Annotated in this window: 22 protein-coding genes, 1 tRNA gene and 1 other RNA gene; 11 read left to right on the forward strand and 13 right to left on the reverse strand. The window is 66.6% G+C overall.

Features of this window, described 5'->3' with window-relative positions:
• Window positions 1-18 precede the first annotated feature (18 nt).
• From OSC27_RS06935 to OSC27_RS06950, 4 genes are read right to left on the reverse strand one after another with little or no spacing between them, the layout of a single operon-like run.
• Window positions 19-1,200 (reverse strand): MFS transporter, encoded by a 1,182-nt coding sequence (locus OSC27_RS06935; RefSeq protein ID WP_267180717.1) that lies wholly within the window; start codon window positions 1,198-1,200, stop codon window positions 19-21.
• Window positions 1,197-2,318 carry an ABC transporter ATP-binding protein gene (locus OSC27_RS06940; RefSeq protein ID WP_267180718.1) on the reverse strand — a complete coding sequence of 374 codons (1,122 nt, stop codon included), beginning with the start codon at window positions 2,316-2,318 and terminating at the stop codon, window positions 1,197-1,199. Before OSC27_RS06940 ends, OSC27_RS06935 begins: the two co-directional genes overlap by 4 nt.
• Window positions 2,311-4,071, reverse strand: a complete 1,761-nt coding sequence (locus tag OSC27_RS06945; RefSeq protein WP_267180719.1) for an ABC transporter permease — start codon at window positions 4,069-4,071, stop codon at window positions 2,311-2,313. The genes OSC27_RS06940 and OSC27_RS06945 overlap by 8 nt, the downstream gene beginning before the upstream one ends.
• Window positions 4,072-4,093: 22 nt before the next feature.
• A complete protein-coding gene (locus OSC27_RS06950) occupies window positions 4,094-5,257 on the reverse strand; it encodes an ABC transporter substrate-binding protein (protein ID WP_267180720.1) in 1,164 nt (387 codons plus the stop codon).
• 334 nt (window positions 5,258-5,591) lie between these two features.
• On the opposite strand from OSC27_RS06950, the gene ssrA reads away from it, so the two are divergent.
• The 3 genes from ssrA to OSC27_RS06965 all read left to right on the forward strand — a co-directional run bounded on the left by ssrA (window position 5,592) and on the right by OSC27_RS06965 (window position 7,837).
• Window positions 5,592-5,967, forward strand: a transfer-messenger RNA (tmRNA) gene (gene ssrA / locus OSC27_RS06955).
• Window positions 5,968-6,201: 234 nt separating this feature from the next.
• Window positions 6,202-7,653, forward strand: a complete 1,452-nt coding sequence (locus tag OSC27_RS06960) for an InlB B-repeat-containing protein (RefSeq protein ID WP_267180721.1) — start codon at window positions 6,202-6,204, stop codon at window positions 7,651-7,653.
• 37 nt (window positions 7,654-7,690) lie between these two features.
• Complete coding sequence (locus OSC27_RS06965; RefSeq protein WP_267180722.1) at window positions 7,691-7,837, forward strand: hypothetical protein; 147 nt, start codon at window positions 7,691-7,693, stop codon at window positions 7,835-7,837.
• Window positions 7,838-7,849: 12 nt separating this feature from the next.
• Here OSC27_RS06965 and OSC27_RS06970 read toward each other — a convergent pair whose 3' ends face one another.
• Window positions 7,850-9,037, reverse strand: coding sequence for a Fic family protein (locus OSC27_RS06970; protein WP_267180723.1), 1,188 nt, complete (start codon window positions 9,035-9,037; stop codon window positions 7,850-7,852).
• Window positions 9,038-9,185: 148 nt separating this feature from the next.
• Here OSC27_RS06970 and OSC27_RS06975 point away from each other — a divergent pair, with 148 nt between their 5' ends.
• Window positions 9,186-10,388 (forward strand): low temperature requirement protein A, encoded by a 1,203-nt coding sequence (locus tag OSC27_RS06975; RefSeq protein WP_267180724.1) that lies wholly within the window; start codon window positions 9,186-9,188, stop codon window positions 10,386-10,388.
• A 37-nt stretch (window positions 10,389-10,425) separates the two neighbouring features.
• Window positions 10,426-12,990 carry an ATP-dependent Clp protease ATP-binding subunit gene (locus OSC27_RS06980; protein ID WP_267180725.1) on the forward strand — a complete coding sequence of 855 codons (2,565 nt, stop codon included), beginning with the start codon at window positions 10,426-10,428 and terminating at the stop codon, window positions 12,988-12,990.
• A 97-nt stretch (window positions 12,991-13,087) separates the two neighbouring features.
• Here OSC27_RS06980 and OSC27_RS06985 read toward each other — a convergent pair whose 3' ends face one another.
• Entirely contained in the window at window positions 13,088-14,071 is a 984-nt protein-coding gene (locus OSC27_RS06985) for an NAD(P)H-quinone oxidoreductase (protein ID WP_267181159.1), read from the reverse strand.
• Between the two features lie 80 nt (window positions 14,072-14,151).
• On the opposite strand from OSC27_RS06985, the gene OSC27_RS06990 reads away from it, so the two are divergent.
• Complete coding sequence (locus OSC27_RS06990; RefSeq protein WP_267180726.1) at window positions 14,152-14,742, forward strand: cysteine hydrolase family protein; 591 nt, start codon at window positions 14,152-14,154, stop codon at window positions 14,740-14,742.
• A 46-nt stretch (window positions 14,743-14,788) separates the two neighbouring features.
• On the opposite strand, the gene hisN is transcribed toward OSC27_RS06990, so the two are convergent.
• A complete protein-coding gene (gene hisN / locus OSC27_RS06995) occupies window positions 14,789-15,595 on the reverse strand; it encodes a histidinol-phosphatase (protein WP_267180727.1) in 807 nt (268 codons plus the stop codon).
• 96 nt (window positions 15,596-15,691) lie between these two features.
• Between hisN and OSC27_RS07000 the strand changes: the two genes are divergently transcribed.
• Window positions 15,692-15,764: transfer RNA gene (locus tag OSC27_RS07000), tRNA-Lys, on the forward strand.
• 181 nt (window positions 15,765-15,945) lie between these two features.
• On the opposite strand, the gene OSC27_RS07005 is transcribed toward OSC27_RS07000, so the two are convergent.
• The 3 genes from OSC27_RS07005 to OSC27_RS07015 form a co-directional block, all read right to left on the reverse strand.
• The gene (locus OSC27_RS07005; RefSeq protein WP_267180728.1) at window positions 15,946-16,521 is read right to left on the reverse strand and encodes a hypothetical protein; all 576 of its coding nucleotides are present in this window, start codon (window positions 16,519-16,521) and stop codon (window positions 15,946-15,948) included.
• 288 nt (window positions 16,522-16,809) lie between these two features.
• A complete protein-coding gene (locus OSC27_RS07010) occupies window positions 16,810-17,559 on the reverse strand; it encodes a hypothetical protein (RefSeq protein ID WP_267180729.1) in 750 nt (249 codons plus the stop codon).
• 142 nt (window positions 17,560-17,701) lie between these two features.
• Window positions 17,702-18,091, reverse strand: a complete 390-nt coding sequence (locus OSC27_RS07015) for a nuclear transport factor 2 family protein (protein WP_267180730.1) — start codon at window positions 18,089-18,091, stop codon at window positions 17,702-17,704.
• A gap of 115 nt (window positions 18,092-18,206) precedes the next feature.
• On the opposite strand from OSC27_RS07015, the gene OSC27_RS07020 reads away from it, so the two are divergent.
• From OSC27_RS07020 to OSC27_RS07030, 3 genes are all read left to right on the forward strand, one after another.
• Window positions 18,207-19,388 (forward strand): CynX/NimT family MFS transporter, encoded by a 1,182-nt coding sequence (locus tag OSC27_RS07020; RefSeq protein ID WP_267180731.1) that lies wholly within the window; start codon window positions 18,207-18,209, stop codon window positions 19,386-19,388.
• Window positions 19,389-19,398: 10 nt separating this feature from the next.
• Window positions 19,399-20,445 (forward strand): hypothetical protein, encoded by a 1,047-nt coding sequence (locus OSC27_RS07025; protein ID WP_267180732.1) that lies wholly within the window; start codon window positions 19,399-19,401, stop codon window positions 20,443-20,445.
• 64 nt (window positions 20,446-20,509) lie between these two features.
• Window positions 20,510-20,902 carry a nuclear transport factor 2 family protein gene (locus tag OSC27_RS07030; RefSeq protein WP_267180733.1) on the forward strand — a complete coding sequence of 131 codons (393 nt, stop codon included), beginning with the start codon at window positions 20,510-20,512 and terminating at the stop codon, window positions 20,900-20,902.
• A gap of 45 nt (window positions 20,903-20,947) precedes the next feature.
• Here the strand turns inward: OSC27_RS07030 and OSC27_RS07035 are convergent, their stop codons facing one another.
• Window positions 20,948-22,735 (reverse strand): glycoside hydrolase family 15 protein, encoded by a 1,788-nt coding sequence (locus OSC27_RS07035; RefSeq protein WP_267180734.1) that lies wholly within the window; start codon window positions 22,733-22,735, stop codon window positions 20,948-20,950.
• Window positions 22,736-22,831: 96 nt separating this feature from the next.
• Here OSC27_RS07035 and OSC27_RS07040 point away from each other — a divergent pair, with 96 nt between their 5' ends.
• The gene (locus OSC27_RS07040) at window positions 22,832-24,208 is read left to right on the forward strand and encodes a glucose-6-phosphate dehydrogenase (protein ID WP_267180735.1); all 1,377 of its coding nucleotides are present in this window, start codon (window positions 22,832-22,834) and stop codon (window positions 24,206-24,208) included.
• 55 nt (window positions 24,209-24,263) lie between these two features.
• Here the strand turns inward: OSC27_RS07040 and OSC27_RS07045 are convergent, their stop codons facing one another.
• Window positions 24,264-24,749 (reverse strand): hypothetical protein, encoded by a 486-nt coding sequence (locus tag OSC27_RS07045; protein ID WP_267180736.1) that lies wholly within the window; start codon window positions 24,747-24,749, stop codon window positions 24,264-24,266.
• 91 nt (window positions 24,750-24,840) lie between these two features.
• Window positions 24,841-25,032 carry a hypothetical protein gene (locus tag OSC27_RS07050; RefSeq protein WP_267180737.1) on the reverse strand — a complete coding sequence of 64 codons (192 nt, stop codon included), beginning with the start codon at window positions 25,030-25,032 and terminating at the stop codon, window positions 24,841-24,843.
• Between the last annotated feature and the right edge of the window lie 67 nt (window positions 25,033-25,099).

The raw sequence follows: 25,099 nt of genomic DNA on the forward strand, positions 1-25,099 counted from the left end.
GACGAGGCGCGAATGTCGTCACTTCTCGGAGTTCGGTGTCGCGCCGATCGCCGCCCCCGACCACGCCGCGCCGAACAGGGTGATTCCTGTAGTCACGAGCACCCCTGCAGCCCCTGCGACGGCCGCGAAGGCCCCGAGAGCCCCGGGCAGAAGCGTCTGGCCGAGCCGGTTACTCGCGAGCCTCAGTGACATGGCGAGACCGCGCGTGCCCCGGGGCGCGAGATCGGAGATCCACGACATCGTGATGGGCTGGCAGGTGCCGACCGCGAACCCGAACACCGAGGAGACGACGAGTAGCCAGGGGTCCGAAAGCGGAAGGGCGAACGTTGTCAGGCTGATCGCAGAGACCACGATCATCGAGACCATGAGGGCACGCCGCCCGACCAGGGTGACCATGCGCCCGAGGAACAGTCTGGAGAACATGGAGAACAGCGAGCGCGCCACGAGCATGGCGCTGACGGTGGCGGCGGCGAGGCTGCGGTCGTGTCCGAGCGCTGGCGTGTATGCGAGAAAGAGATCGACGGACGAGAGAACCATGCTGCTGGCCAGCAGCGCACGCACGAGGCCCGGGATGCGCAGCAGCGTCCGCGCTGCTGTGAGAATGCCGACTCGGGGCTCGTCGTGCATTCGCGGGGTGCTCTGTACGAGGAACGAGATGACGAGCAACAGGCAGCCCGCCCACATGCAGATGGTGAAGATGGTGCGCACCGGTGGCGTCGCCGTGGCGGCTCCCGGCAGCGCCAGCAGGAGGGGCCCCAGCGTCTGGCCGATCGCCGTCGCGAACGTGTAATAGCCGAACCGGGAGTCGGAGGTACCGCGGCTGATGGTGTTCGCGACGAGCGCCTGCTCTCCGATCACCGAGAGCAGGTGCCCGATTCCCAGCAGCGCCGTCGCCACGAACAGCATCCAGAGGGAATGCCGAGATGCGCTGGCCAGGATCGCCGCCCCGATGAGAAACACGGCACCGACGAGAAGGGCGGACCGTTCGCCGACTCGGTCGATGGCATGGCCGGCCGGTAGCGCCAGTATCAGCGCCGGAATCGCGAATGCCGCAGACAGGGCACCGAGCAGGGCAGGCGATGCGTCTGCATCGAGCACCGCGTACGACAGGGTCGGCCGCATCGCGAAGGCGATGACCTGAACGACGACGGCGTGAGCGAAGACGAACGTGACGGCGAGTGCGGGAGGACGCCTTCTCACACCGTCATCAACTCTTGCGCCTCTTCAGACGGCACGGCCGCGCCGGGGTAGAGGAGCGCGTCACCGGGCTCGAACACCAGACGGACAGCCCCGGCCAGGCCGCTGTCCTGCGTCACGACCTGCACGACGTTCCGCCCGAGGCGCAAGTTGTACTCGTAGCGCGAGCCGACGTACGAGCACGTCAGCACCTCGGTGTTGAGCACGTTGGAGCCGGCGGCATCGCTGCGCGCCGGGGTAATCCTGAGCCGTTCGGGTCGCACCGCCAGGGTCACCTCCTGGCCCACGCTGAAGGGTGCATCGGTCGTGACTGTGACGACGTCTCCGGTGCAGTCGAGGCGTACCTGCGCCACGGTGCCGAGCGCGCCCTCGAATCGGCCTGTGAAGAAGTTGCAGCTGCCGACGAACGCGGCAACCTGCGCCGTTGCCGGCCTCTCGTACACTTCGGTTGGCGTGCCGATCTGCGCCATGTGGCCGTCGAACATGACGGCGATGCGGTCGCTCAGCGAGAGCGCCTCATCCTGATCGTGCGTCACGTACACGGTCGTGATGCCGAGATCCACCTGCAGGCGTTTGAGCCAGGCTCGGGCCTGCTCGCGCAGCTTGGCGTCGAGGTTCGAGAGGGGCTCATCGAGCAGCAGCACCGTTGGCGAGTACACCAGCGCGCGGGCTAGGGCGACGCGTTGCTGCTGCCCGCCCGAGAGCTCATGAGGGAACCGGTCCTTGAGATGAGCGAGCCCAACCTTCTCGAGCGCATCGTGGATTCGCATGCCCTTCTCCTGCTTCGGCACCCGCCGAATTGACAGCGGCATCGCGAGATTCTGCTGCACGGTCATGTGCGGCCAGAGCGCGTATGACTGGAACACCATGCCGAGGTTGCGCTCCTCCGTTGGCACGTACAACCGCCTGCTCGTGTCGACGAACGGGGTGTCGGCAACGGTGATGGCTCCCGTTGTCGGCTGCTCCAGCCCGGCGACGCAGTTGAGCGTGGTGGATTTGCCGCATCCGCTCGGTCCGAGAAGCGTGAAGAACTCGCCATCGTTGATGGTGAAGTCGATGTCGTTGAGCACGGCCGTCTCGCCGAACTGCTTCGAGAGGTGCGAGACATGTACTTCAGGCATGCGTGTGTCCTTTCATGAATAGGCTTGCGACGGCGACGAATACCGCGGTGATCGCGATCTGCAGGCTTGCGAGCGCCGCGACGGAGCCGGTGTTCCCCTGAACCCAGAGTTCGAGCATCGTCGTTCCAATCACGCCGGTGTGGGCCGACGAGAGGAAGAGTGCCGCGGAGTACTCCTTGATCATGGTGACGAAGACCAGGATCATGGCGCCGACGAAAGCCGGCCGCAGAAGGCTGCGCAGAACGCGGGAGAACACGCCGAACCAGTCGGCGCCCGACGTGCGTGCCGCGTTGTCCAGCTCATTGCCGATCTGCATGATCGCCGGTGCGATCGAACCGAACGCGGTAGGCAGGGCGCGCAGGCCGAACGCGATGATGATGGCCGCCAGAGTCCCCTGCACGATGCTGCCCCCGGGGAACAGGGCGAACGCCCAGAAGAAGCCGATGCCGACGATGATGCCCGGTATGGCCTGCGGCATGAGAGCCAGGTACTCGGCTGCGCGGCCGAACCGGAACGTGGACCGCCGGGCGATCAGCACCGCGAGCAGGGCAAGCGCACTGACGAGAACGGCCCCGATTGCGGCGACAGTCAGGCTGTTGGTGATCGACTGGATGTAGACGGGGTAGGTGAAGATGCGCTGGTAGTTCGCGAGCGTGAGGGTCTGCAGTGGGTTCTGCAGCGGCGTGAAGATGAGGGTGAAGGAGCGGAAGAACAGCCCGAGAATCGGAAGCAGCGCCCCGAAGACCACGTAGATGACGATGGCGACCGCCGCGACCCACTTGACCCAGCCGAGGTCGAGCAGGCGTGGCCGAACGGCCTTGCCCCGCACCGAAATGAACCGCTGCGCGTTCTTCAGCACCTTCGCCTGAATCGCCACCGTGGCGATCGTGACCACCAGAATGATCGTGGATGCCGCGCCGAGCACCCCGTAGTCAGGGCTGATCGATTGCAGGCCGTTCGTGTAGAGGAACGTGGAGAAGACCTGAATGCGCACCGGGGTTCCGTAGAGCAGCGGCACGCTCAGCGTCTCGAGAGACATGCTGAAGATAAGGATGGACGCGTAGACGATCGGCGGTCGCAGAAGCGGGATGACGACCCTGAAGAGAATGCGCAGCGGGCCGGACCCGCATACCTGCGCTGCGCTTTCCAGCGAGGCGTCGGCCTGCCGGAGGGCGTTCACGCAGAAGACGTACGCGATTGGAGCCAGACCGACCGCTTCGGTGACAGCCATTCCGGGAAGCGAGTACAGGTTCCAGGGCACGAAGCCGATGAGTTGTCGCACCTGCACGCTGATGAAGCCTGCTGGGCCGTACAGGGTGATCCACCCGAATCCCAGAATCAGCGACGAGACGAAGAACGGCCACTGCATGGACTGGCCGAGCACGTTGCCGAAGGGCAGCTTGGTTCGAACGACGAGCACCGCCATGGGGATAGCGATCACCAGTGTGAGCACCGTGGTGCCAACGGCGAAGATCGCCGTATTCAGGATGACCTGGCCGAAGCCAGCGTCGCTGAAGAGGTGCACATAGTTGCCGGCGGTGAACAGGCCTGCTGCGTCGTACAGCGGCTTCGTGCGAATCGACTGGTAGAGGATGGGAATGATGGGCGCGATGACGAAGATCGCGAGTACGACGAAGACGCCGTACTGCACGATGCGGCCTCGGCCGACGCCGAAGACCCGAGGGTACTTCGGCGCCGGCAGGCTCGACGTCGGCGTCGTGCCGGCGGTTTCCTTCGTGAGAAGTGATGTCATGATCGTGAGGCGCAGCAAGCGGCTACTTGCCCAGATCGCCGTTCCACTTGTCGACGAACGACGTTACGTCGCTGTCCGAGACCACCTCGTACGGCACCCGGATGATGCCCTTCTTGCCCGCGACCTTTTCGACCTCCTGATAGGTGTGGCGACCCTCGGTCAGCTTCACGTTGTCCCTGTACGAGGTGAGACCACCTTCGGCGACCGCGTTCTGGCCATCGGCAGACAGCACGAAATTGAGGAACAGCTTCGCCGTCGCCGGGTGCGGTGCCTTCGGGGTGATTCCGATTCCGCGACCGAGAACCACGGTGCCATCCGTCGGCATGACGAACTTCACGAGTCCGCCGCTCTGTGTTTGGGCGGGGTACGCGACGGCCGAGCTGATGAAGAAGCCGGCGAGGTACTCACCGGAAAGGATCTTCTCGCTCTGGGTTCCGGATGAGGTCTCTGGCCGGGCGAGAGGCAGGATCTTGTCGAGGCTGCTCCAGGCGTTCTTGTCCCCCTCGGCGAACGCGTGCGAGACGGTGAATCCCCAGGCCCCTCCGACGTCTCGAGTGGTGATCTTGCCGGCGTACGTTTTCTGGTCGGCCGCGACGATCTTTTTCAGTTGGGCAATGCTCGTCGGTGCCTTCGGCATGAGGCTTGTGTTGTACAGGATCCCGACGGGGTCGAGCGACATGGCGTAAACGTTCGGCATCAGCTGAGCAAACGACGGCAGCTTCTTCAACTCAGGGGACTGGTACGACAGAAGCGAGTCATCGGTGCCGGCGTACTTGGCCCAGGCCTGAACCGCGTTGGAGACGAGCATGTCGGCTGGCGCTTTTCCTGTAGCCGACTCGCTGAGCTGGCGCTGGAAGACCTCATCGCTGTCGAGGTTGCTCGCCGCGATGTTGGTGACCCATGGGTACTTCTTCTGGAAGTCGCGGATGATCGGCGCCCAGTTCTCCTGGTCGGTGTTCGAATAGACGACGAGGTTGCCGCCCTCCTTCTTCGACGCCGCGACGATGTCGGAGTAGTCAGAGGGGTAGTAACTCGGGAAGTCGTGCTTGGCAGCGGCGGGCGCGGCTGCCGGTGTGCCACTAGAGCATCCGGCAAGGCCCGTCAGGGCGACCGCCGCAGTGACGACGGCGGCACCGGTGAGACGCCAGCGACGCGAGCGGCTGTAGTTCGAGGAACGGCTGATCATTTTCACTCCTTTGTGAGTTGGAGGTGCGGTCTTGCTATCGCAGATGGTTTCCGGCGGGCGATCAGCGGGTCAAGATTGTGGTCGTTTAGAACGTGATTGAAAGGGAGGGAAAGCAGGAGAATCCCGTGTTCACGTGGGATCACGATTGAGTAACGCGCGGTATCGCAGCGACTTATGGACATTTCGGTCGCGATCGGTCGCAGGGCAGAATGGCATAAATGCGTGTGGGCGGGTGTTGTATGCTGATGTACTCGCTCCTTGCGAGATGCACCTTTCAAAAACTCAACAGCGCGCGACAGCGACCCGCCCGTGCCTCATGGCGCGAGCGCTCCATGGGGATGATCGGTTTCGACATTGCCTGAGTGAGTGTGAGAAGCGGGTCGAGGATCCAGGGTTATCTCGTAAACGATCTCTGGAAAACAATAAGTGCCAATTCAAAGCGCACTGACTTCGCCCTCGCTGCCTAAGCGAGCGCACTAAAGAAGTCCGTCAGACCGGGAATGCTCTCTACCCGGATCCTGGCGCCATTGAGAGAGATTGCTTTTATGTTCTGTCTTGGGGCATAAGGGGACTCAAACCAGGGCTGGGCTCGTCGGATTAGGTGCCAGTGGCAAATTCCGGGGCCGAGTAGAACGCCTGCACTGGCTACGCCCGTAGAAGGCACATGACCACAGCAGTGGACGGGGGTTCAATTCCCCCCATCTCCACCACTCGGTCGCTGTCGCGAGCTGTTGAGAGACAAGGCCACCCATCGGGGTGGCCTTGTCTCTTGTTTCGCCGTGATTCTGCTCGACTCTGAGCGGCTCGTCGACTGTAGGCGCCAGCTGCTTGTCGTCCTGATCCGCTATCGGCGGAACCGCTAAGCTGGCGGGTGCGCGCTGTCGAACTGGTCGCGCCGTTCCGTGGCGACACGGGCCTCCCCCGACGAGAGTGGACCTGACATCATGCCGCGCAGTTCTGTCGCCCCCGAGACCTCGACCACCGGAAGGGCTCGGCGAGTCGGTATGCTCGCGGCGGTCGCTGTCGCGGCCGCTGCCGTCGCGCTGGTGGTCGGCCCGGTCTCGGCCGCCCGCGCCGACACCGCGGTCGGTTCGATCGCCGAGCTCGCGGCCGCGTTCGCGACCCAGCCCTCGGGGTCGACGATCAGCCTCGGCGCCGACCTCACAGGCGATGCCGGCAGCGACGTCGTTAAGGTCCCCGCCGGCCACGCGCTGACCCTCGACCTGAACGGCCATCGGCTCATCCTGGTCAGCGACGACGAGGACCCCGTCGCGCCGGCCGGGCTCGGAGTCCCGGCGGGAACCAGCCTCACGATCATGGACTCAGCACCCGGCGGAGCCGTCGGCGCTCTTGACGCCACCGGCAGCTACGGAGACACATCGCCCGGTGGTGGCGGAGCCGGAATCGGCGGTGCCAACGGCGAAGCCGCGGGCACGATCATCATCGACGGTGGCGCCATCACCACCCTGGGCGGTTTCGACGGAGCCGGGATCGGCGGCGGGCACCTCGGTGCCGGCGGCACCACCACGATCAATGGTGGCACCGTCACCGCGACGGGCGGCGAGTTCGCCGCGGGGATCGGCGGCGGCCGCGCCCGCGACGGCGGCACGATCGCCATCAACGGTGGCACCGTGATCGCGGGAACCAGCAACGGGCAGGCCGCGGCGATCGGTGGCGGTTACTCCGGGTCCGGCGCAGCCCTCTCGATCGGAGCGGGCGCGGTAGTCACCGTCGGCTCGGGGCTCGGCGAACACGGGGTCGGCCCCGGCGACATCGCGGCGGACAGCACCAACTTCGGATCGCTGTCCAATGCCGGCACGCTGATCCTGCCGCCCTTCAACAACATCGACATCCCGGACGGGATCGTCGTGACCAACTCCGGCACGATCCGCAACGGGGGCACGCTCGCCATCGCGGGCACGCTCGCGAACACCGGAATCATTCTGAACACCCGCGTCATCCAGAACCCTGAGAACGTGACGGGACACAACGTCACGGTGCTGCTCGACGGCAATGGCGGCACGGCGCCGACCGCCCCCGACGTCGTCTACGCGAGTACTTTCCAGGACGCCCAGATCGGCTTCCCGGCAGATGCGACTCGCGCGGGCTCCACCTTCGACGGATGGTTCACGCAGGCCGTCGGCGGCGCCCAGGTAACCGCCGCCACTGACTTGGGTATCGGTGGTCCGAAGTCGCTCACCCTCTATGCGCACTGGAGCGACCCGGCAGCCGCTGCCGGTGACGGTGATAACCCGGCGGCCGCCGTCGGTGACGGAGGCAGCCCGGCGACCCTCGCCAACACGGGGTTGGACATGCTTCCGATCGGGTTTACCGGCGCATTGCTGATCCTCATCGGGCTTGCCCTGCTTCTGCGCAGACGCCGCACCGCGCACTGAGCGGGGGAGCGGCCAGCATCTCGACGACTCGGTCGCTGTGGCCAACCTGGTGATCGCGAACAACTTCTACGGTCGTCGCTTCCCCGATTTCGGTGTGCTGGTGGTTGCTGCAATGCCGGGACCGGCCGCGATGGCGATCGCGAGCTCCGGCGGCATCGAGCACGGAGCCACTTTCCGGCGGTAGCAGTAGGCCCTCTCAGCGGTACTCACGTCGACCTGCGCGTTTGGCGAACATGTCGATTGCGAGTAGCACTTCGTCGGAGCGCCAGAACGGACCGAGGTTGTGCTCCGCTTTCGACTGGACTATTCCGGCTTCCACTAGTGCCTGCATCGGCGGATAAACGTTCGGCTGCTTGATGCCTAGCTCGGCTGCGGCTGTAGCGGAGTTGAGGACGGGGCGGCGGGTGAGGATATCGAGCACCTTCCAGGCATTGCTGTCACTGCGAGCCTTCAGTCGGTGGTTCCAGCTTTCGCGGAGATCGTCGATCGTCCGCACTAGTTCGCGAGCGTTGCCGACCGCGCGCAGCGATGCGTCTGCGAATGCGCGGACAATCGGGTTGATATCGCCCGCACGATATGCAGTGAGAGCGGCGTGGTAGCCATCGATATCCGCTAAGAGACCCGCTGACACAGGGACGGCGACTGTGCGCGTGACGCCACGGTGGCGAAGCATTGACTGGGCCAGAGCTCGACCGGTGCGGCCGTTGCCGTCGGTGAACGGATGGATGGTCTCGAATTGAGCGTGTGCCACGGCGACGGACACCAGCGGGGACACATCGCTGCGCGTCGCGAATCTCACGAGATCTTCTACGAGTTCGGGGACACGTTCATACCATGGGGCGACGAATTCGACGCCGATCGGGCTATCAGAGCGAGTGCCGATCCAGACAGCCTCCTCACGCCACTCTCCGGGGGCGTGGCGTGACTGTTCGGCCATCAAGACCTTGTGCATCTGCGCGATGGCACGTGAGCTGATCTGCTCAGAAAGCCCGATGGCGGCCTGCAGCGCGAGCGTGTTCGCGGCGACCTGTTCCGCGTTGCGTCCGCTCTTGGCTCCGAGCTCGGCACTGAAGATGGCGCGCGCGGAAGCGGTCAGGTTCTCGATCTGCGACGACGAGGCTGCTTCCGAACGCAGCAGTACCGGCGCGAACGAGTTCACCCGCACACCGAGTTCGGCGTCGAATCGGCTCAGTTCACGGGCGGCTTCGTCGGCGGCCGCCGCGACTTCGGCGTCAGGAATCGGCCGTCGCGGGGCTATCAAGGGAGGAATTGAGGACTGGTACGTGGCGCGTTGCGCGCTAACCTCGGCCTGGGCACCCCAGACGGTGTTCGGCACCGACGTCTGCTTTTCCCACTCGAGTGCCGGCCAGTTCTCCGATGCCATAACCGCGGCCCTCCCGATCTATGAGCTATAAGGCTAGCCCATAAACAGCTGCCGTGGCGTTATGCACTGTCGCCACCTACAGCCGTTGCACTTCTGTCTAGCGCCGAGGTCATATCGCTGGCACGACTGACGGGTCTACACTCGCTGCATGAGCGCGGAGGCAGGGATCGCGCCCCGACGTACCGCGGACTGGTACGAGTTGTTCTTCGACCTCGTGTTCGTCGTGGTCGTCGCGATCTCCGCTCACCTCATTGAAGTGTCGCCCGGCCCCGGTACCGTGATGCTCTTCATCGCACTGTTCTTTCCGCTGTGGTGGGCGTGGGCCAACCTGATGATCGCAAACAACCTTTACGGTCGGCGCTTCCCCGTCTTCGGCGTGCTGGTCGTTGCGGCGATGCCGGGGCCGGCCGCGATGGCGATCGCGATATCCGGCGGCATCCTGCAGTATGGCTGGCTCTATGCCGCGGGGGGCGCCTGGGTGAGGCTAATTCTGCTCGTCATGTGGTTGTTGCCGTACACGAGCAGAACCATGTCTGTGTCGCTCTGGCGCGTCGTGCTCTACAACCTCACCACCGCGGTTCTCTGGCTGGTCTCGATCGTCGTGCCGCCGCCGACCCAGTACCTCCTGTGGGCGATCTCGATCGCGGCCGAGATCGTGTTGCTGGCTGTGCACGGCAGCTTCGCCAATGAGGTGTACCAGCGAGCATCGGTTGCGCACGGGCTCGAGCGAGTCGGCCTGTTCGTCGTGATCGTCGTCGGCGAGGCGGTCTACCTGAGCGTCACCGGGTTGGCGGCGCACCCGAGCGTCGAAGGCGGCGCTGCCGCCCTGTTCGGCTTCGTGGTCTGCGCTCTGCTGGCTCGGGCGTTCTTTCGCTGGGGCGCCCCCACCGCCGAGGCAGGACTCGTCGCCGCGCAGCGGGCGAGATCGTTCGGCGCGATGCGCGACGTGATCATGTATCTGCCGTTCCTGCTCGTGACGGCACTGACCCTGGTTGCCGCCGCCGTGGGCATCGCCGTGGTGGAAGCCGGCCGCCCGCTTCCGGCCTCCGTGCGGGTCATTCTGGCATTTGGCGTCTGCGGGTTCTATCTGGTGAACGCGGTCGTGGGGCTGCGGCTGGCGCGGCCGATTCGCGGGGTCATGAGCCTCCTGGCTCCCGCGATCGTGCTTCCCTGCCTGGCGTGCCTGCTCAGCGGCGGCCTCACCGCGTGGGCGGCCCTCGCGCTCGTGGCCCTGGCTCTCGTGCTCCTGGAACTCGTCAGCAGCATCCTCTCGTCGCGCTCTCATGCCCGAGCTGAAAAAGTTCTCACAGAGGCGACGAGTTCGGGAATGGATTCGCACACTCCGCGTTAAGTTGAGCCAGAAGCACTCAACTTTTGGAGAGAACCGAATGCCTACATTCTTCGGACCCGACGGTCTCGGCGAGGGATCGTTCGACGAGTTCATCGCCCGATACCTGCAGGGGCAGCGCGGCGGCGCTTCGTCGCGCTCCATCGACGTGGGACGCCTGCTCAGCAGCCGCACTCACGAGCTGCTGGCCCGCGCCGGCGTCTATGCCAGTGAGAGCGGCCGCAACGAAGTCGACGCCCTGCACATTCTGCACGTCATGACCGAGCAGTCGCCGACTACCGAGATGATCGCGCGCGTCGGCGCAGAGCCCGCCGCCATTGCCGCCGCCGTTGAGCAGCGCCTGCCCGAGGCAAGCGAGAAGACGGATGCCGCCCCGACCCTCACCGGGTCGGCGCAGCGCGCGCTGTTTCATGCGTACCAGGTGGCGCGCTCATCCGGCTCGACCTATATCGACCCCGAGCACCTGTTCTTCGCGCTCGTGCTGAACCAGGATTCGCCAACGGGCCAGGTGCTGGCTGAAGCCGGCGTGACGCCCGAATCGGTGCAGGCCGCCGCGCGGCAGCCGGTGCCCGCCGGTGCGCCGAGAGCGCAGGCGCCGAACGACGGCAGTTCCGAGACGCCCGCGCTCGACACCTACGGCATCGATCTGACCGCCCGCGCCCGCGGCGGCGAGCTCGACCCCGTGATCGGCCGTTCCGACGAGATCGCGCAGACCATCGAGATTCTCGCCCGTCGCACCAAGAACAACCCCGTGCTCATCGGCGAGGCCGGTGTCGGCAAGACTGCCATCGTCGAGGGCCTCGCGCAGGCCATTGTCGACGGCGCCGTGCCGCAGCAGCTGAACGGCAAGCGCGTGATCGAGCTTGACCTCACCGCCATGCTCGCGGGCGCCCGCTACCGGGGCGACTTCGAGGAGCGCCTGAACAACGTCATGAACGAGATCGGCGCGCACAAGGGCGAGCTGATCGTCTTCATCGACGAGTTGCACACGGTGGTCGGCGCAGGCGGCGGTGGTGAGAGCGGCGGCACGGATGCGGGCAACATTCTGAAGCCACGGCTCGCCCGCGGCGAGCTGCACCTCATCGGCGCCACCACCCTCAAGGAGTACCGCCGCATCGAGAAGGATTCGGCGCTCGAGCGCCGGTTCCAGCCGGTGATGGTGGGAGAACCGAGTATCGAGGATGCGGTGCAGATTCTGCGCGGCCTCCGCAGCCTCTACGAGCAGCACCACGGCGTCGAATACACCGACGACGCGATCCGTGCGGCCGTTGAGCTGTCGTCCCGCTACATCAGCGACCGCTTCCTGCCCGACAAGGCCATCGACCTCATCGACCAGGCCGGCGCTCGCCTGCGCCTGCGCGAAGGCGAGAAGGTCGACGTGACGGCGCTCATCGAGCAACTGGCGTCGCTCGAGGCCGACAAGAACGCGGCCGTCTCCGCCGAGAACTACGAGCAAGCCTCCGAACTTCGCGACGAGATGGAGGCGGTGCAGGCCGAGCTGGACGAGGCAACGGCCAACGGTGCGGGTCGGCGTGCCGCATCCGTCATCGGTGAGACAGAGATCGCCGAGATAATCGCGCGCGCGACTGGAATCCCCGCCAACAGGCTGACGGAAGGCGACCGCGAGCGTCTCGCGCACCTGGAGGACGAGCTGCACGAGCGGGTTATCGGCCAGGACGAGGCCGTGCGCATGGTCGCGAAGGCCGTGCGCCGCAGTCGGGCCGGCATGGGCGACGAGCGTCGGCCGGTCGGCAGCTTCCTGTTCCTCGGCCCGACGGGCGTGGGCAAGACTGAGTTGGCCAAGACGCTCGCCGCGTCGCTGTTCGGCAGCGAGGGCGCCATGGTGCGCTTCGACATGAGCGAGTTCGGCGAGCGGCACACGGTCAGCAGACTGGTGGGCGCCCCTCCCGGGTATGTCGGTTACGACGAGGCCGGGCAGCTGACCGAGCGCGTGCGCCGCAACCCGTACTCTGTCGTGCTCTTCGACGAGATCGAGAAGGCGCACCCGGACGTGTTCAACATGCTGCTGCAGGTGCTCGACGACGGCCGCTTGACTGACGGTCAGGGCCGCACGGTCGACTTCCGCAACACGGTGATCATCATGACCTCGAACATCGGCAGCGAGTTCCTCGCCAGCCGCAGCGGCGCGCTCGGCTTCGTGCCGGCATCCGCTGACGGCAACGGGTTCGGCGGCGAGAAGGCGCTGCGCGACCGCGTGTGGGGCAAGCTGCGCGAGGCCATGCGGCCCGAGTTCCTGAACCGCATCGACGAGATCGTGTTGTTCCGCACGCTCGAAAAGCAGCAGTTGCGCGATATTGTGCGGATGCTGCTTGGCGCGACACGAGGCCGGCTTGCGGCCCAGGGCGTCGAGCTCGAGGTCACGGACGAGGCGGTCGACTGGATCGCCGAGCACGGCTACGAGCCCGAGTACGGTGCGCGACCGCTGAAGAGGCTGATCCAGCGTGAGCTGGACGACCGCGTCGCGGATGCGCTGGTCGCCGGCGAGCTGGTGGCCGACGGGCGCGCGCTCGTGTTCGTGCGTGACGACGAACTCGCCGTCGCTCCTGAGCACGTTCGCGACGTGGAGCTGCCGCAGGCCGCCTGAGCGCCCCTGCTGGTCAGCCTGAGCGCCCCTGCTGGTCGAGTAGCGCGGAGCGCGTATCGAGACCTCGCAACGGGTCTCGATACGCCGACTTCGTCGGCTACTCGACCGGCGTGGCCAGCAGGATCTTGCCCATGTGGGCAGACGATTCCATGCGCCGGTGCGCATCGGCCGCCTCCTCGAGCGGGAACACGCTGTCGACGATCGGTCGCACGTGTTCCCGCTCGATGAGCGGCCACACGTTCTCGCGCACCGACGCGAGAACCGCCGCCCGTTCTTCGATCGGCCGGGCACGCAGGGTCGTTCCCCAGATGCGGCCGCGCTTCGCCATGAGCGCGCCCACCTGGAATGCGGATGGCGTGCGCCCCCGGTCGGCGATCACCATGATGCGCCCTTCCGTCGCCAGCGCGGCGATGTCGCGCGCAATGTATTCACCGCCCACGATGTCGAGCACGACGTCGGCGCCGTGGCCATCCGTTCGCTCTCGAACCGCGTCGACGAAGTCCTGCTCGCGGTAGTTGACGCCGATCGCTCCCAGGCTCTCGCAGAACGCGACCTTCTCGGCCGAGCCGGCCGTGGCGATCACGGGGGAGCCGAGCGCCGTCGCCAGCTGGATCGCCATCGATCCGATGCCGCTCGATCCGCCGTGCACAAGCAGCGTCTCGCCCGGCTGCAGCGCCGCGAACATGAACACGTTCGACCACACCGTCGCCACGACCTCGGGCAGCGCCGCGGCATCGCGCGCCGCGACCCCGTGCGGCACGGGCAGCACGAGGCGTTCGTCCACAGCCACGCGTTCGGCGTAGCCACCGCCGGGCAGCAGCGCGCACACGGCGTCGCCCTCGTCGAACCCCTCCACCAGCTCGCCCGAGGCGGAAACGACGCCCGAGACCTCGAGCCCGGGCCATGGGGGAGCGCCAGCCGGCGGCGGGTAGTGCCCGGCGCGCTGGGCGAGGTCGGCGCCGTTGACCCCGGCCGCGGCCACGTGGATGAGAACGTCCCTCGCGCCGAGTGTCGGCTGAGCAACCTGCGCCGGCACGAGCGCCTCCGGCCCTCCGGGCGATGGCACCGTCACGGCGCGCATGGAGGTGGGCTGCGGCGTTGCTGTGCTCATGGAAGCCCACTGTATGCCGGAAGCGCGTAGCGTGGCGCGGGGAGGACCTCATGACGCACACCCACCCCGTGGATCCGGCGCAGACGGCGCTGCTCATCATGGATCTGCAGCCCTCGATCCTCGAGCGGGTGCCCGACCAGCAGGCGTTTCTCGCCAGCGTGACGAAGGCGAGGGATGCTGCGCGCGCCGCCGGCCTCCATGTCGTCTACGTGCGGGCGGCCCTCAGCCGGGACGACGCCGTGCGCGTGCCGGCGTCGAATGCCGCGTTCGCGCAGGCGGCCGCATCCGGTCGTCTGGATGCAGGGCGGCCCGAGACGCAGGTCGACTCACGCATCGAGCCGACCGAGGGCGAGCTCGTGGTGTGCAAGACGCGGGTGGGCGCGTTCAGCTCGGCCTCGCTCGACGCGACTCTGCGCGAGCGCGGCGTCGACACCCTCGCGTTGTGCGGCATCTCGACGAGCGGCGTGGTGCTCTCCACCGTGCGCGACGGCGCCGACCGGGACTATCGCCTGTTCGTTCTCGACGACGCGTGCTTCGACGTCGACCCAGAGGTGCACCGCGTGTTGACGCAGAAGGTGTTCCCCAGGCAGGCGTCGGTCATGTCGGTCGCGGATTTCGAGGGGCTGCTAACGGCCGGCTGAACCGGGCCGCGGAACCGACGCTGAACTGCCGCTGAACTGCCGCCGCTCAGCGCAGGGCGTCGAGCAGCTGGTCGTGCAGCAGAGCGTTGGTGGCAAGTGAACTGCCGCCCGCCGGCCCGGGTTCGCCCGTGACCGAGGTGAACCGGCCGCCCGCCTCCTCGACGATCGGGATCAGCGCCGCGAGGTCGTAGGTCTGCACGTCGAACTCGCCGACCGCGTCGATGAGCCCTTCCGCCAGCATCATGTACGGCCACATGTCGCCGTAGGCGCGCTCGCGCCACACCCGCCGGCTCAGCGCGATGAGCTTCTCGAGGTAGCCGGCGTCGTCCCACTGGGCAATGCTCTGGAAGCTGAGCGACGCATCCTCGATTCTCGAAACCGACGACACACGGATGCTGCGCACCACCTCGTCCGCCTCGGCAAGCCATGCGCCGCCGCCCTTCGCGGCCCACCAGCGCTTGGCGAGTGCCGGCGCGCTGACCACTCCCACGACCGGTACGCCGTCGATCGCGAGCGCGATGAGCGTGCCCCAGACGGGCACTCCGCGCAGGAAGTTGGCGGTGCCGTCGATGGGGTCGATGATCCACTGGCGGCGCGTGTCGCCCTCGGTGCCGAACTCCTCGCCGAGGATGCCGTCGGTGGGGCGCGCGGCCGCGAGACCGTCTCTGATGGCGCGCTCGACGGCCTTGTCGGCATCCGTCACCGGGGTGCGATCGGGCTTGGTTTCGACGCGCAGGTCGAGCGCGCGGAAGCGGTCACGGCTGATGGCGTCTGCGGCGTCGGCGAGCCTGAGGGCGAGCGCGAGATCGTCGTCGAGCGAGGGCTGGTCGGCGGGGGAGTCGGCGTCGGTCACGCTCCTCAGGATAGCCAGCCGGGCCGATTCGCATGAGCGCCGTCGGTGATGATAATGTTGACCCTCGGTTCCGGTCATCGATTCGGAAGCCGAAACGCACCTCTAGCTCAATTGGCAGAGCAACTGACTCTTAATCAGTGGGTTCCGGGTTCAAGTCCCGGGGGGTGCACCCTTACTCCCAGTAATACTGCGGAACCGGCTACTTAGTGCTGGGTGCATTGGCATTTCTCGCTGTGCTCGTTGCCGCAGGTGATGTGCGGTAGCGGCACGGCGCGCTGGTGGCGGGCACATCTGTTCCCCGGTCGGCTGGGCGCCGAGAAACCGTCGCGCTAGACGGTGCGTGAACTCGGTCAACCTCGTGCGCAGTCGGCGAGCAGCACCATCAGCTGTGTGGCGTCGTCTGTCCTGAACAGGGTGTCGAGGGCGATGTTCTGCTCGTGCAACCTCGAGTAGGGGATTGAGATCGCGTCGTACCCGTGGGCCAGCAGTTCGCCGCTCGCCACCAGTTTCGCTGTGCGTTTGTTGCCGTCGAAGTAGAACTGGTGGCGAATCGCTGACGCGGCGTATACGAGTGCGCGTGCCCGCGGGTCTGGTTCTGTGCTCAGCCAGTCGAGGAGCTTGTGGTGAGCGGCGCGCAGGTCGGCGCCGTTCTCGCCGGTTGCCCGGCCGTCGACGACGCCCCCGTCTGACAGGCGGACGGCGCCGCCGCCGGTGACCGAACCTTCGCCGCGGAAGTTGCCTGATTCGATCGCTTCGTGCACTGCGATCATTCGGTGAACGCGGACGGAAATCTGCTTGGTCAGCTGGAACTCGTCGTGCCCCACCAGCCGGTCGATTTCGTTGAAGCCTTCGTTGAGCGCGAGGATCTGCTCCTGCTCTTCAAGCTTCTTCCCCTCGACGGTGACACCATCGAGCAGTGTCTGCACTTCTGGGAGGGTGAACGTGTTGCCCTCTAACCGTGCTGCGTCCCAGATCATGTCCGGGAACCGTGAGCGGAAGCGGGCTCGGGCCCGGTCGACATTCCGCTCACCGCCGATCGCTTCAAGGTCCACCTGATCCAGGTCCCAGGTGATTCCGCACGCGTCAGCCTGGTTCCTACGTTCGTTGCTCTGTGATAGCGACGGAAGAGCCGCCCGACGGCCTGGCCCGACGGGTCTGCCGGGCCTCTTCTGGTACTGGTTGGAGCCGACGCCCCACCGTTGCTCGGCCATTGGTCACCACCTTTCAGCAATGTTGTGGGCGGCGGCCCCGGCTTCCCCGCCGATACCGAGACTGTCGATGACAGCCTGAACGGGGCTGACGAGCGGTATCCCTTCCACGCTGGTGCTCCCTTCGAGCACGCTCTGGTGAAGGGGTGCGACGATAACGTTCGCAGCTGAGGCGACCGTTGTTCTTCTGTGCGTAGCGAGGAGCATCCCGGTGACAACGTCGGGCTTCGCCGTCCACAGCACGGTCGGTACGGTTGCCGCTATTGGCTCCACATCGAGGGCGTCCAGCGCGGCGGCGCCGGAAAGAGCCCACGCTTCCTCACTTGACAGCGCAGCCGATGCCAACCTGTCGGCGTCATGGCGCCCGATGAGTAGGATCGCTTCAGCCCTATTCTGCGGTGCAGATACGCTCGCGGCCGTCTCGGCGAGCTGCAACGGTGGTGCATCTGGCACCCATCGACGCAAACGGTCTGTCCACTCGGCGAGTTGCCTTTCATCGTCGACGTCATCGGGGGAGAGATCGCCGACCAGGACGCGTGCCGCCGCGGCAGCGTACGGGTCGCTGGCCGCAGTCGTGTCGAGGGTGATGTCGAGGCCGCAGGCGAGAGCGAGCTCTCTGAGGGTGCCGAGTTTTGCGCGGCTCGGGTCGCGGCGCAGCGACCATTCGGTGTTTCTGGACACGCCGGCTCTCCGCGCCAGCTCGGCCGGTGCGGTATCGGTCTCGTTGAGGAACGCGGTCAAACGTGTCGTATCCATCGGAGATGTCCTTTCTGAAGGACATCGTAGCATGACGTCCTGTTAATCGGACAAAATCGCTATGTACTCAGCATCCCCCCGCGGATCGCAGCAGCAGATCGCTACAGGAGCACTTGCCACGAAGAACCACCACGTTCACTTCTTACTTCACGACCGGTATCGGCGTCTGCTGATACAGCGCCAGCGTCCACGCGGAACCGTCGCGCACGTACACGCTCGACATCAGGGCCTGGAACGCAGGATCCTCGTCCTCCCGTCGTGCGATTGCCGTATACACGAGCGCTGCCACGCCCGAGTCGATCGTGATCACAGTCGGGCCGATGATCGTGTAGTCGCGCCACGGAGGCGCCTCGTTCAGCGAGGCCACGACGGCCGATCGATCGAGTACCGTTCCGTTTGAGAGCACCATCACCGCGTCGTCTCGCATGATGTCGGCGTAGAAATCAGCTCCGGAGCGGGAACACAGTGCGTCCCAGCCCCGTCTCTCAAGCGTGAGCAAGTCTTCCAGCAGCGTTGCCTTTGTCTCCGCCATGATCTCGACAGTATCAACGTCGCCGGGCGCTATCCGAGAACGGGCCAGCCGACAAGGCGAGACAGGTACGAGCTGGAACCGCCACTGCCGATTCGTCGGCAACAATAGAGTCACCATGAGAACTGCCCGCTACGGCCTTCTGTTCGTGGGCATCCTGCTCATCGGCGCCAACCTGCGAACGGCCATCACGTCGGTCGGCCCTGTGCTGAGCGACATTCGCGGGGACCTCGGCTTCAGCGGCGCTACCGCATCCATCCTCGTCGGCCTGCCCCTCATCGCCTTCGCCGTCATCTCGCCCGTCGCCCCCGTGCTCGCCACGCGCTTCGGCATGGAACGCACCCTCGGCGCCGCCCTTCTTCTGCTCGCCGCCTCGATCGTCGCCCGCTCACTGCCTCTCACGGGCCTCATCTGGGTCGGCACGGCGGGCCTCGGCGTGGCGATCGCCCTCATGAACGTCATCCTGCCCTCGCTCATCAAGCGCGATTACCCGAGCAGGGTGGGGGCGGTGACGGGCGCGTACTCGTCGGTTCAGAGCGCGGCGGCGGCCGCGGCATCCGGCTTCGCGGTACCCATCGCCTCGGTCGGCCACGACGGCTGGCGGCTCGCTATCGGGGTGTGGGCCGGCCTCGCGATCATCACCTTCGCGATCTTCCTTCCGCAGCTGCGCCGCAAGACCACACCAGCGGATGCCGCCCCCGCGACCCGTCTGCACCCCCACCGCTCTCCGTGGCGGGCCTCCATCGCGTGGCAGGTCACGCTGTTCATGGGCCTCCAGTCCAGCGGCTACTACGCCCTCATCACCTGGTGGCCGTCGATCGTGCGATCCCAGGGCGTGTCGGCAGCGGATGCCGGCTGGCACCTCTTCCTGTTCCAGATTCTCGGCATCGCGGGCAATCTCGGCTGCGCTGCCGTGCTCAACCGTGCGCGCGACCAGCGGCTGCTCGCCGCCGTCACGAGCGGCTTCACGCTCGTCGGAATCGTCGGCCAGCTGCTCTTCCCACCGCTCGCCGTGCTGTGGATCATGCTCGCGGGCGTCGGCTGCGGCTCCACCATCGTGCTCGCCCTCTCGCTCTTCGGCCTGCGCAGCGAGAACCACGTGCAGGCGGGTGAGCTCTCGGGCATGGCGCAGAGCGTCGGCTACCTCATCGCCGCCCTGGGTCCGGTGCTGCTCGGCGTTCTGCACGACGTGACCGGCACCTGGGCCCTGCCGCTCGGTGTCATGGCCGCGCTCGTACTCACGCAGACGATCGCCGGCCTGCTTGCGGGTCGCAACCGCTCTGTCGGCCTTCACCCGTAGTGTTCTCTCGATGAGGGATTATTCGACGCTTGACTACGCGCCGCTCACGGCAGCGGTCGATCAGGCGCGCCTCGCCGCGTTCCGCCGGCAGGCGAGGTCACAGGGCATCTCCGCTTCAACGGTCCTCACCTACGTTGTCTTCGCCTTCGTCGCGCTGGTGTTCCTCGCGGTCGGCGGCTCGTTCGTCAGCGCGTTCGTCGCCGTGGGCGCGACGAGCGCCGGCCCCGGCCTGCTCCTCTGGCCCATCGTCGTTCTCGTGCTGCTCGCGCTCGTCGTGTGGGCGGCCATCGCGGCCTCTCGCAGAAGCTGGCGCCGGCGATACCGCCTGCACGCCTTCGCCCTCGCCAACGGGTTGCAGGCCATCGGCGGCACCGACCGCCCCGCCTTCTCGGGCGCCATCTTCGGCGTCGGTAGCGACCGAACCGTCTACGACCGCATCCGCAGCACCGATGCCCCGTTCATCGAGCTCGGCGACTACCGATACACCACCGGCTCGGGCAAGAACCGCACCACGCACCGCTGGGGCTACCTCGCCATCCGCCTCGAACGCCGGCTGCCGCAGATGGTGCTCGATGCCCGCGCCAACAACGGACTATTCGGGGCCACCAATCTGCCGAGCCATTTCGCCCGCGACCAGGTGCTGAAGCTCGAGGGCGACTTCAACCGCTACTTCACCCTGTACTGCCCGCGCGAATACGAGCAGGACGCCCTCTACGTCTTCACCCCCGACCTCATGGCGCTGCTCATCGACAACGCCGGCACATGCGACGTCGAGATCATCGACGACTGGATGTTCGTGTACTCCGCATCCCCCTTCGACATGTGCGACAGGCGCGTTCTCGAGACGCTGTTCCGCATCGTCGACACGGTGGGCCGCAAGACGCTGAGGCAATCCGGCCGCTACCGAGACGACCGCGTCATAACGGATGCTGCCGCAGACCCCGCCGGAAGGGTCGCCCCCGGCGGCCGGCGCCTGCGCACCGGAGTGAACTGGCTCGGGGTGGTGGTCGCCGTGGCGGCCGTCGCGTACTGGGTGTGGGCGAGCATCCTGCATTGAGGTTCTGATCGAGCGGCGCACCGAGGGGCCTGCGCCTGTCGTTGCGGCGGCGTAGCGTGCGGGCATGGGCAGAACGACGACCGAGATACTGCAATCGCACCTCAGCAAGCGGCTCGCTGGCGACACCGAGAGCGATATCGAGGAGAACTTCGACGAGAACGTGCTTCTTCTCACGAGCTTCGGCGTCTACCGGGGGCACGACGGCGTACGCGCGTCGGCGGCCGAGCTGCTTCGCGAACTCGGCGGGTCGGTCTTCCACTACAACCACACGCTGATCGAAGACGACTTCGGCTTCCTCGAGTGGACGGCCGAGTCAGACGACGAGGTGGTGCGCGACGGCGCGGATTCATTCGTGGTGCGCGACGAGCGCATCGTGATGCAGTCCATCCACTACACGGCGCGCAGCAGAGACGACACAAACACCGTCAACACGAGTACGCGCGGCACGAACGAATAGCCGAGTCGCCGCGCGATCGGCGAAATCAGCGCGATCGGCGCGAACTCAGCGCGGCCGGTTGTGATTGCCGCTGTTGATCGCGTCGGCCGCGCGAACCATGGCCAGGTGCGAGAGCGCCTGAGGCGTGTTGCCCACCTGCCGCTTGCCCTCCACGTCGTATTCCTCGCTGAACATGCCCACATCGTTGGCGAACGACATGAGGCGGTCCATGAGGGCGCGCGCGTCTGCGACCCTGCCGCTGCCCGCGTACTGCTCCACGAGCCAGAACGCACAGGCCAGGAACGGATGCTCGCCGGGCGGCAGCCCGTCGATGTTCTTCTCGGTCAGGTAGCGCAGCGGCAGGCCGTCTCGAATGAGGTCTTCTTCGATGGCGGCGACCGTGCCGAGCATGCGCGGATCGTCCGGTGCGCAGTAGCCGACCTGGGGCAGTTGCAGAAGTGACGCATCCACCTGGGTGGTGCCGAAGTACTGCGTGTACGAGTTGCGCTTGGTGCTGAAGCCCTTCTCCTCGACGCTCTGCCTGGCCTTCTCGCGCAGCTCCTCCCACTTCTCCACGGGGCCCTTCAGGCCGTATTCGCGAACCGCTCGCGCGGCGCGGTCGAACGCTGCCCACACCATGACGCGCGAATGCGTGAAGTGCCTCGGTTCCCCTCGGATCTCCCAGATGCCCTGGTCGGGCTTCTCCCACTCGGTCTCGAGAAATCCCACGAGCGCGCGCTGTAGCGACCACGAGAACTCGGTCTCCTTGATGCCCGCGCGCCGCGCCTCGTGCAGCGCCACCATGGTCTCGCCGATCACATCGGCCTGGAACTGCTTGGCGGCCGCATTGCCCACCCGCACCGGGCTCGAGCCCTGGTAGCCGGGGAGGCTCGTCAGCTCTCGCTCGAGCAGGTCGCGCTCGCCCGAGAGACCGTACATGATCTGCACGTCATGCGGGTCGCCGGCGACGGCCCGCAGCATCCATTGCCGCCAGTGGTTGACGACGTCGTGGTATCCGTGGCTGAGCAGAACCGAGATCGTCAGCGACGCGTCGCGCAGCCAGACGTAGCGGTAGTCCCAGTTGCGTGGTCCCCCGAAGCTCTCCGGCAGCGACGTCGTGGCCGCCGCAACGATGCCGCCGGTCTCGTTGTGGGTGAGGGCGCGCAACAGCACAAGCGAGCGGATGACCTGCTCGCTGTAGTCGCCGGATTGATGCGTGCGCGCAGCCCAATCCGACCACCACTGCCTCGTCGTCGTGATCGCGTCATCGACCGACAGTGGGGGAGGCGGCTCCTTGTGCGAGGCGAACCAGGTGAGGCGAATGTCGACCGTCTCGCCCTCCTCTACCGTGAAGTCGGCGACGTGCTTGCGGCCGTCGGCCTTCAGCTCGGGGCCGCGCACGATGATCGCATCCGGGCCAGAGACCGCGAGCAGGCCGCGAGGCGCATCGCCCTTCTCCTTGCGCACCCAGGGCAGCGCATCCGCATACCCGAAGCGGATGCGCAGTTCCTCGTGCATCTCAACCCGCCCGCGAATGCCCCGCACCCGGCGAATGACATCAGCACGGTGGTCCCCCTGCGGCATGAGATCGACCACCTCGACCTCGCCGTCCGGCGTTACCCAATTGGTGATGAGGATCATGCTGTCCCCGTCGTACCGGCGCGTGGATTCGGCCCGCGCATGCGTCGGTGCGAGCAGCCAGCGGCCCTGCTCCTCGGTGCCGAGGATCGCGCCGAACATCGACGCCGAGTCGTATCTCGGCAGGCACAACCAGTCGATGCTGCCGTCGCGGCCCACCAGAGCTCCCGTGTAGCAATCGCTGATGAGTGCGTAGTCCTCGATGGGCAATGACATGCCCTCCATACTGCCGCGCTGCGCCGGTCGCCGCGACCCGCCGATGTTCCTGTGGGGCTTGAAAGGGGCCGGATGCGCGGGGTTACTGTGGGAGGCATGACCCAACCCGCGAACACCCTCCTCATTCTCGGCGCCTCCGGTGACCTGTCATCTCGACTACTCATGCCGGCCCTCGGCCAGCTGCTGACGAGCCAGCCGGACAGGCGACTGAACCTCGTGGGATCCGGTGTGGAGGATTGGGATGAGGATCGCTGGCGCGACACTGTCTCGACGTCGTTCAAGGCGTCGGATTCGAGCGGCGACGCTGTCGACGCCATCCTGAAGGGCACGAAATACATCCCCGCTGACGTTACGAAGTCGGAGGATCTGAAGAAGCTCCTCGACGCGTGCGACGGCGTGCCCGCGATCTACTTCGCATTGCCGCCCGCGATCACCGCACGGGCATGCGAGGCGCTCGAAGACCTGCAGCTGCCGGCGGGCACCATCCTCGCGCTCGAGAAGCCGTTCGGCACCGACCGCGACAGCGCCGTCTCGCTCAACCGACAGATTCTGCGGCTTGTACCCGAAGACCAGATTCACCGGGTCGACCACTTCCTCGGCAACTCCACGGTTCTCAACATGCTGGGATTGCGCTTTGCCAACCGCATCTTCGAGCCGCTGTGGAGCAGCGACCACATCGAGAGCGTCGACATCGTCTATGACGAGTCGCTCGCTCTCGAGGGTCGTGCCCGCTACTACGACAAGGCGGGGGCCCTCGTCGACATGCTGCAGAGCCACCTGCTGCAGGTGATGAGCGTGTTCGCGATGGAGCCGCCGGCGACGCTGGATGCGCGCGACATCCGAGACGCGAAGGGTGCGGTGCTGCGGGCCACGCGCGTCTGGAACGACGACCCGAAGAACTCCAGCCATCGCGGGCGCTACGAGGCGGGCGAGATCGACGGCAGGAAGCTGCCGTCGTACGTTGACGAGAAGGGGGTCGACCCCTCGCGCAACACGGAGACCCTTGCGCAGGTCGCCTTCGGAATCGAGAACTGGCGCTGGTCCGGCGTGCCGTTCACACTGCGGTCTGGCAAGGCGCTGGGGGAGCGGCGGCACGAAGTGTGCGTGACGTTCCGCAAGGCGCAGCACGTGCCGAACGGGCTGAAGGGCGTGGAGCAGCCGACCAAGCTGCGCCTGCGGCTAGGCCCCGACAGCATGGCGCTCGAGCTGAACGTGAGCGGGCCGGGCGACCCGTACACCATCGACTCGTCGACGCTCGAGGCGGATTTCGGGGCCGGGTCGCTGCGGGCATACGGCGAGGTACTTGAAGGAATCTTCGACGGCGATCCCACGCTCTCTGTGCGCGGTGACGCCGCGGAGGACTGCTGGCGAATTCTCACGCCCGTCATCGAGGCGTGGAAGAAGGGCGAGGTGCCGCTCGACGGCTACAAGGCGGGGTCGGCTGGCCCGTCGACCTGGCCCTCGCTCGGCTGAACGCCCCTGCCGGTCGAGTAGCGCGAAGCGCGTATCGAGACCCGCCTATCGAGACCTACGCCACCAGCGGCGGCTGCACCTGCGGAATCTCGCCCGTCACGGGCTTACGGAGATCGGCCCACACGGTGATGGGCGCGGGCTCCCAGCTGAAGGCCACGGGCTCGAGAGCGTCGGCGTCTGATCCGGCCTCGGCCTCGGCAGGCGCGTCGTCGGCCGCGACGTGCTGCGCAGGCGCAGCGGCGGGTGCTGGCGCGAGCGCCGCCTCGACCGCGGGAGCACGTGCCGGCGCCGCCTCGGCGCCCTCGAGCCTCGCCTTCGCCGCCGCGATGTCGCGCACGATCTCGCCCGAAAGCGCGTGCACCGTCACGTCGTGAAAGATCGAGTCGGTGTCGGCCTCGGTGCGGCGCGTAAGAGTCCACTCGCCGTGCGCGCCGGCGAACGCCGCAAGGCGCGCATGCACGAGCTCGAAGATCACCTCTTCACTCAGCTGCGGCGCAGGGGCTGCGGGCGGGGCAGCGGCGTGGCGCCTGCGACCAAACATCGCGGGATTCCTCTCGAGCGGTCGGACTACTGCCTACAGTCTGGCGTGTCAAGCCCCGATTCGACGCGGAGACACGCCGCCCGGCGTGCCGCTACTTGCCCTCTGCTTCGAGCTTCTTCGAATCCTGCGCCGTCGTGCCGATCGCGATCGCGAGACTCAGGCCCCAGCTCACCCACATGAGCGCGAGCTTCCAATCGCGCGGCCCCTTGGCGGTCGTGCGCACGAGAGAGATCGCTCCCGTCGCCGCTCCGATGATCGCTCCGTTGAACAGGTACTTGCGCATGCCATTCCCTCCGTCGCCCCCACGCTACGCGGTCGAGCGGCATTCGCCAGCGGCTGCTCGTGGCGCG

It is taken from the genome of Microbacterium sp. STN6 (assembly GCF_026410545.1).
Lineage (GTDB): Bacteria > Actinomycetota > Actinomycetes > Actinomycetales > Microbacteriaceae > Root112D2.

Excerpts from the sequence above, each read along its gene's own strand:
- OSC27_RS07010 (WP_267180729.1), bottom strand. The coding sequence starts at position 17,559 with ATGGATACGACACGTTTGACCGCGTTCCTCAACGAGACCGATACCGCA.
- OSC27_RS06950 (WP_267180720.1), bottom strand. The coding sequence starts at position 5,257 with ATGATCAGCCGTTCCTCGAACTACAGCCGCTCGCGTCGCTGGCGTCTC.
- OSC27_RS06975 (WP_267180724.1), top strand. The coding sequence starts at position 9,186 with ATGAGCGCGGAGGCAGGGATCGCGCCCCGACGTACCGCGGACTGGTAC.
- OSC27_RS06960 (WP_267180721.1), top strand. The coding sequence starts at position 6,202 with ATGCCGCGCAGTTCTGTCGCCCCCGAGACCTCGACCACCGGAAGGGCT.
- OSC27_RS06990 (WP_267180726.1), top strand. The coding sequence starts at position 14,152 with ATGACGCACACCCACCCCGTGGATCCGGCGCAGACGGCGCTGCTCATC.
- OSC27_RS06970 (WP_267180723.1), bottom strand. The coding sequence starts at position 9,037 with ATGGCATCGGAGAACTGGCCGGCACTCGAGTGGGAAAAGCAGACGTCG.
- OSC27_RS07035 (WP_267180734.1), bottom strand. The coding sequence starts at position 22,735 with ATGTCATTGCCCATCGAGGACTACGCACTCATCAGCGATTGCTACACG.
- OSC27_RS06945 (WP_267180719.1), bottom strand. The coding sequence starts at position 4,071 with ATGACATCACTTCTCACGAAGGAAACCGCCGGCACGACGCCGACGTCG.
- OSC27_RS07030 (WP_267180733.1), top strand. The coding sequence starts at position 20,510 with ATGGGCAGAACGACGACCGAGATACTGCAATCGCACCTCAGCAAGCGG.
- OSC27_RS06980 (WP_267180725.1), top strand. The coding sequence starts at position 10,426 with ATGCCTACATTCTTCGGACCCGACGGTCTCGGCGAGGGATCGTTCGAC.
- OSC27_RS07050 (WP_267180737.1), bottom strand. The coding sequence starts at position 25,032 with ATGCGCAAGTACCTGTTCAACGGAGCGATCATCGGAGCGGCGACGGGA.
- OSC27_RS07045 (WP_267180736.1), bottom strand. The coding sequence starts at position 24,749 with ATGTTTGGTCGCAGGCGCCACGCCGCTGCCCCGCCCGCAGCCCCTGCG.
- OSC27_RS07025 (WP_267180732.1), top strand. The coding sequence starts at position 19,399 with ATGAGGGATTATTCGACGCTTGACTACGCGCCGCTCACGGCAGCGGTC.
- OSC27_RS06985 (WP_267181159.1), bottom strand. The coding sequence starts at position 14,071 with ATGCGCGCCGTGACGGTGCCATCGCCCGGAGGGCCGGAGGCGCTCGTG.
- OSC27_RS07015 (WP_267180730.1), bottom strand. The coding sequence starts at position 18,091 with ATGGCGGAGACAAAGGCAACGCTGCTGGAAGACTTGCTCACGCTTGAG.
- OSC27_RS07040 (WP_267180735.1), top strand. The coding sequence starts at position 22,832 with ATGACCCAACCCGCGAACACCCTCCTCATTCTCGGCGCCTCCGGTGAC.
- OSC27_RS07020 (WP_267180731.1), top strand. The coding sequence starts at position 18,207 with ATGAGAACTGCCCGCTACGGCCTTCTGTTCGTGGGCATCCTGCTCATC.
- OSC27_RS06940 (WP_267180718.1), bottom strand. The coding sequence starts at position 2,318 with ATGCCTGAAGTACATGTCTCGCACCTCTCGAAGCAGTTCGGCGAGACG.